This window comes from Pseudoalteromonas sp. G5_S1_54_S4 (assembly GCF_054968565.1).
On sequence record NZ_JBQKUL010000086.1, the window covers coordinates 1 to 6014 of the forward strand.

Here is a 6014-nt window from a genome sequence, read left to right on the forward strand (position 1 = left end):
GTCATTGGACTATACCCGCGCCTCACAGCCCGCAGCTCGTAACCTTTAACCTTTAACCTTTAACCTTTAACCTTTAACCTTTAACCTTTAACCTTTAACCTCTAAATAATATAAAAAAAGGAGCATTGCTACTCCTTTTTAAATTTTACTTAGGTTTATTTAATATCAAACCGGTCGGCGTTCATCACTTTTACCCATGCGGCAACAAAGTCATGTACAAAACGGGTTTTGTTATCGTCTTGAGCATAAAACTCTGCCAATGCACGGAGTATTGAGTTTGAACCAAACACTAAATCAACCCGCGTAGCCGTGTACTTAGTTTTACCACTAGCGCGGTCAACTATGTTGTACTCGCCTTTAGCTGCAGGTTCCCAGCGGTTGTTCATGTCGGTTAAATTAACAAAAAAGTCGTTACTGAGTACGCCTACCTTGTCGGTAAATACACCATGTTCACTATTGCCATAGTTAGTGCCTAGTACGCGCATACCGCCTAGTAATACGCTCATTTCTGGTGCGGTTAGCCCCATTAATTGGCTGCGCTCCAGTAATAGCTCCTCGGCGGATACAGCGTAGTCTTTTTTCAACCAATTTCTAAAACCGTCATGAATTGGTTCTAATGGCTCAAATGACTCTGCGTCGGTCATATCATCAGTTGCATCGCCACGCCCTGGGGCAAATGGTACGGTTACATCAACCCCGGCCTTTTTAGCAGCTTGCTCTACTGCAGCGGTGCCGCCAAGTACAATTAAATCAGCCATACTAACAGGCTTAGTTAAGCTCGCTTGCAGTGTTTCAAGTGCGCTAAGTACCTTGGCTAAACGCGCAGGTTCGTTACCTTGCCAGTTATTTTGCGGAGCAAGGCGAATACGGGCGCCATTAGCACCACCACGATGATCGGAGCCTCTGTAAGTACGTGCACTGTCCCATGCGGTATTAATTAAGTCGGTTTCACTTAATCCACAATTAAGTAGCTTCGCTTTTAAATCGGTTATTTCAGCGTCGCTTAGGGTGTAATCAACTGCAGGAATAGGATCTTGCCAAATTAAATCTTCGCTTGGTACATCGGCGCCCAAATAACGTGATTTTGGCCCTAAATCACGGTGGGTTAACTTAAACCATGCGCGGGCAAATACGTCAGTAAAGTACTCAAAATCGTCATTAAAACGCTCAATAATTTTACGGTACGCTGGGTCGAGCTTCATTGCCATGTCGGCATCGGTCATTATTGGGTTTAAACGAATCGAAGGGTCTTCCACATCAACGGGTTTATCTTCTTCTTTAATATTAACCGGCTCCCACTGATGAGCCCCTGCAGGGCTTTTGGTTAGCTCCCACTCGTAATTAAGCAGCAGTTTACAATAACCGTTGTCCCATTTAGTTGGGTGGGTTGTCCATGCGCCTTCAATACCTGAGGTCATGGTATCGCGGCCAATGCCACGGGTTTTATGGTTATTCCAGCCAAGGCCTTGCTCGTGCACATCGGCGGCTTCTGGCTCTGGGCCTAAGTTTTCTTCTTTGCCGTTACCATGCGTTTTACCTACTGTATGGCCACCGACCGTTAGCGCTGCGGTTTCTTCATCGTTCATTGCCATACGTGCAAAGGTTTCGCGCACTTGTTCTGCGGTTTTAAGTGGGTCAGGTTTACCATTTACCCCTTCTGGGTTTACGTAAATTAAACCCATTTGCACTGCCGCTAATGGGTTTTCCATGGTATCGGGTTTATCAACGTGGGTATATCGCTCATCACTTGGCGCAAGCCATTCTTTTTCTGCGCCCCAATAAACGTCTTTTTCGGGATGCCAAATATCTTCACGGCCACCGGCAAAACCAAAGGTTTTTAATCCCATTGATTCGTACGCCATATTACCGGCTAAAATAATTAAATCGGCCCATGAAAGCTTGTTGCCATATTTCTTTTTAATTGGCCATAATAAACGGCGCGCTTTATCTAGGTTGGCATTATCTGGCCACGAATTAAGTGGTGCAAAACGTTGATTACCGGTACCACCACCGCCTCGACCATCAGCTAAACGGTACGAGCCCGCAGAGTGCCATGCCATACGGATCATCAGGCCTCCATAGTGCCCCCAATCAGCTGGCCACCAAGGTTGGCTTTGAGTCATTAAATCTTTTAAATCGGTTTTAAGTGCTTCTAGGTCGAGTGAATTAAAAGCGTCGGCGTAATTAAAGTCGCTGTCGTAGGGGTTGCTTTTGCTATCGTGCTGATGAAGAATGTCTAAATTAAGTGAGTTTGGCCACCAATCTGTATTGGTGTTTTCGGTTGTAGTATTGCTGCCGTGCATAACTGGGCATTTACCCGCTTTATGATTATCCATATTGAGCTCCTTTTTAAGTATAAATAAAAACGCCCATGCTTACTGCTTTTGGTATTCACCAATTGGGAGCGCTGTTATTTTATTGCCATTAAATGAATGACGTTTATGGTCTCTGCTTATTCAATATACGTGTAGCTGCTTTGATACGCTAGGGCAAAGTAATGCTTTAAAACGATTACTCTCATTTATAAATATGATGATGCTGCCAATGTTTGTGCTTAGCGTAAATAAATATCAAAACTTTTTATAAAATAGATGATCGTTATTAAAAATAGCCACGTAATGTACGGTGAAGGGTTTGAAAGTGACTTAGGTTTTCTTAAGTGCACAGTGGAATACCCCCCTTCGCCATGAAATTATAGTTATAAAAGGTGTATAAGTTACTTATGCACCTTTATTTCTTTCTTATTTTTATCTATTTGAATTTAGTTAAGTAAAAATTCAGGTAGGCAAACTTACAATAGCACCTATCTCCTATTGTTCCCTTGATATGTTGATGTAGTTTTTTCCAGCCCAACTTGGGCTGGATTTTTTTTGCCTGTAATAAAAGATTTTTGAGTTAATTCCAGCTTCCCTATCCTCACCCTAGTACCAATGATGTGCGCATGTTAAAGTTAACAAAGCGATTAACTAATTTTTTAACTAGGCATATCAATGCGTTTTTATTTTTTACTATTTATTGTATTTATTGGTGTTTTTTCATCTGCGGTGCAAGCTGCTGATAAAAACACCGCAGCACTCAACGAGCAACAACAGCGTGAATTAGCACAGCTAGAAGCCCCTTTGTACAAACCATTACTTGAACGTTATATTCTCGACGAATTAAAGTCGGTTCGCCAAGATCAACAAAAACTGCGTGAAGACGTGACCAAACAAGTTACGCATGCACAGTTAGACACCGCCGATCGGGCGCTTACCTACACCACAGATACCATTAATAATGTATTTTTTATAATTACCGCCACCGCGTCTATTTTGGTATTAGTGGGCTGGAACTCGTTACGTGATGTAAAGAACAAAGTAGAAGATATAGTAAACACCCGAGTTAGTGTTATTACTGATGAGTATGAAGATCGCTTGAAAATATTAGAAGAAAAACTGCGAGTTCGCTCTGAAGAAATACTCAGTAACCAAGAACGCATATCAATCACTAATGAAGTTCATTCGTTATGGATGCGAGCCAACCTTGAAAGTGATATTGCGAATAAAATTGAAATATTCGATGAAATTTTAAAACGTAAACCAGAAGATGTAGAAGCCATTGCCTACAAAGCGGATGCTTTATTAGAATTAAATGAGACTGAGCAAGCTATTGAGCTTTGTAATCAAGCAATTGATATAGATAGCGACTATGGTTACGCATACTGGCAGCGCGCCTGTGCGTATGCTTTAACGCATGAGCATGCAGATGCTCTAGCCGATATAAAAATGTCGCTTGAATACTCACCCAACTTACGAAACGAGCTACTTCATGAAAGTGCCTTTGCCAGTCTGCATGATAACGACAGCTTTAATGCGATAGTTTCAAACGAAGCCTAAACTTCGTAGCCTACAGGGAGGGTGGTAAAAAGCGTGAGCAGAACGCGAAAGTTTTGCTCAGTTTTTACTTATTATTACAAGGATGTAAGCCAGTAGAATAACTTAGGCGCAGTTATCGACCCCACTAGGTTAGAAGCTCGCGCCGCAATTAAACTGCCTCTAGATTAAATAAATATCAATCCATAAAGGTCAATAGAGCTTAGCGTTTAAAGTATAAGTCTATTGACTTAGTAAGCAGCTCGTCGAGCTGCTCTTCAAAGTCTTCTATGTTGATTTCAAAATGATTTAAATACGCTTTAGCCTGCACTTGAGATAAGTTGCGGTTTTTAACGCTGTATTGCCGCTCATCTTTTTGCTTATCGTATCGAGGTAAAAATAATAACTGCGCATAATAAGGCGACTTAATATGCTTGTTCGCAAAGCGACAAAAGTCTTCAATGTGGTCTGCGCCCTCAGGGCCTAAACAGCCAGGCTCTACACGATACATTACACGAATTTTTTTCTCGTCACTTAGCTGCATAATTAATAATTACCTAAAAAATAATACCCTAACCACTTTGCCATCTTTAATTTGATAGCTTGAAATAAGCTCTGAACGTTTATCTATCACGTTCGGATCGTTAGAGCAGGTTTCTGATAGCTCATGGTCAATCACAATGTCACCATGCACAATACGCTTAATAGGTGATGAGTGAAGACACTTTAGCTTTTTAAACATAATGCCATAACGCGCAATTAATTTTTCTTTACCTTTAAATAATAGCTCATTCGGGAAAATATAAAACTCAACATCTTCATCATACATACGAATAAATTCTTCAATGTTACGCGCGTTGTAAGCTTTAACTAATTGCTCGATAACAGCAAGTGACTCACGAGACTGTTTTGCTTTGGCTTGTTGCCTTGCTGTAAGTGCCTCTTTTGCTTGCGTCACTGCTTGCTCAGCCTCGACGACCGCTTGTGCTTTATCTACTTTACTTTTAGGCTGTTCAACCGGCTTCGTTGATTCGCTGCCAAGTACTTTAGAATCATCTGCAGTCACTTTCTTTATATCGGGTTGTTTAGGTATGTTAGCCTCTTGAGTTAACGTATCAAGTACATCTTGTTGCGGCTGTACTTTTTCTGGCTGTGTCAGTTCGGCATTGTTTGATGATGCCGATTGCTCTATGGCATGACAGTTTAATGTGAAAGCGGCGAATAAACACACATATATAATGAATGAAGGTTTCATGGTTTTCCTAAGTACAAAGACAAAATGCAATTAACGCGCAACATAGCAAATTTTACCCTCATGAGATAGTTATTATAGCGTTATAGCTTGCTACCAATACTGCTCAACCGTAATATGCCCCGGCTCTTTTCGACGATTACGCTTATAGTTTTGAGCCACTAATAACTCACTGGTATCTTTAACCATTTGCGGATTACCACACAACATAAACTGCGCATTATTGGGAGTAGCACACAGCCCCACATGTTCAGATAGCGCGTTATTTTTTATCACTGTGGTTATTCGCCCAGCTAAACCTTGTAAAGGCTCCTCACGGCTAACTACTGGCACATAATTAAGCTGCCCTGTATGAGCCTTTAATAACTTATTAATTAGCTCCTGATAGCTTAAATCGCTATTTAGGCGAACCCCATGCACTAAGTTGATATGTTTGTATTTTTGCCATACCTCACTTTGCTGCAATATAGATAAAAACGGGCCAATAGCGGTGCCGGTGCTAAGCATCCAAAGTTGTTCACTCGCTGGCACTTCGTCAAGGGTAAAAAAACCGCTAGCACGGCGCTCTATTAGTACAGTGTCACCTGGGGTTAGTTGTGCTAAATGCGATGACAATTGGCCATCGACTACATTAATTAAATAAAATTCTAAATTTGGATCATCTGGTGCGTTAACATACGAGTAAGCCCGAGCAATACGTTTTTCACCGTCCATAACAGAGAGCTTTGTAAATTGCCCTGCTTTAAACGGTTCTACATCGGCGTTAACCGTTAAGCTAAATAACGATTCATTCCACCATTTAACTGACTTTACTGTGGCATCAATCCAATTAGACATAATTACTCCAGAGTGTAAAACGTGTTTTAGCTATCAGCTATCAGCTATCAGCTATCAGCTATCAGCTATCAGCT

5 protein-coding genes are annotated in these 6014 nt (G+C 41.3%); 1 reads left to right on the forward strand and 4 read right to left on the reverse strand.

The genetic code is table 11. From position 1 onward, the window contains the following. Nucleotides 1–155: 155 nt before the first annotated feature. Nucleotides 156–2336, reverse strand: coding sequence for a catalase/peroxidase HPI (gene katG / locus ACTRWE_RS18630; RefSeq protein ID WP_462880470.1), 2181 nt, complete (start codon nt 2334–2336; stop codon nt 156–158). Nucleotides 2337–2990: 654 nt separating this feature from the next. On the opposite strand from katG, the gene ACTRWE_RS18635 reads away from it, so the two are divergent. Further along, on the forward strand, nt 2991–3875 hold the full coding sequence (locus ACTRWE_RS18635) for a tetratricopeptide repeat protein (protein WP_008467888.1): 885 nt from the start codon (nt 2991–2993) through the stop codon (nt 3873–3875). A 199-nt stretch (nt 3876–4074) separates the two neighbouring features. Here the strand turns inward: ACTRWE_RS18635 and ACTRWE_RS18640 are convergent, their stop codons facing one another. The 3 genes from ACTRWE_RS18640 to ACTRWE_RS18650 form a co-directional block, all read right to left on the reverse strand. Next, nucleotides 4075–4395, reverse strand: coding sequence for a hypothetical protein (locus tag ACTRWE_RS18640; protein WP_008467890.1), 321 nt, complete (start codon nt 4393–4395; stop codon nt 4075–4077). Between the two features lie 9 nt (nt 4396–4404). Then, nucleotides 4405–5106, reverse strand: coding sequence for a nuclear transport factor 2 family protein (locus ACTRWE_RS18645; protein WP_462880471.1), 702 nt, complete (start codon nt 5104–5106; stop codon nt 4405–4407). 90 nt (nt 5107–5196) lie between these two features. Then, the gene (locus ACTRWE_RS18650) at nt 5197–5940 is read right to left on the reverse strand and encodes a ferredoxin--NADP reductase (protein WP_462880472.1); all 744 of its coding nucleotides are present in this window, start codon (nt 5938–5940) and stop codon (nt 5197–5199) included. Between the last annotated feature and the right edge of the window lie 74 nt (nt 5941–6014).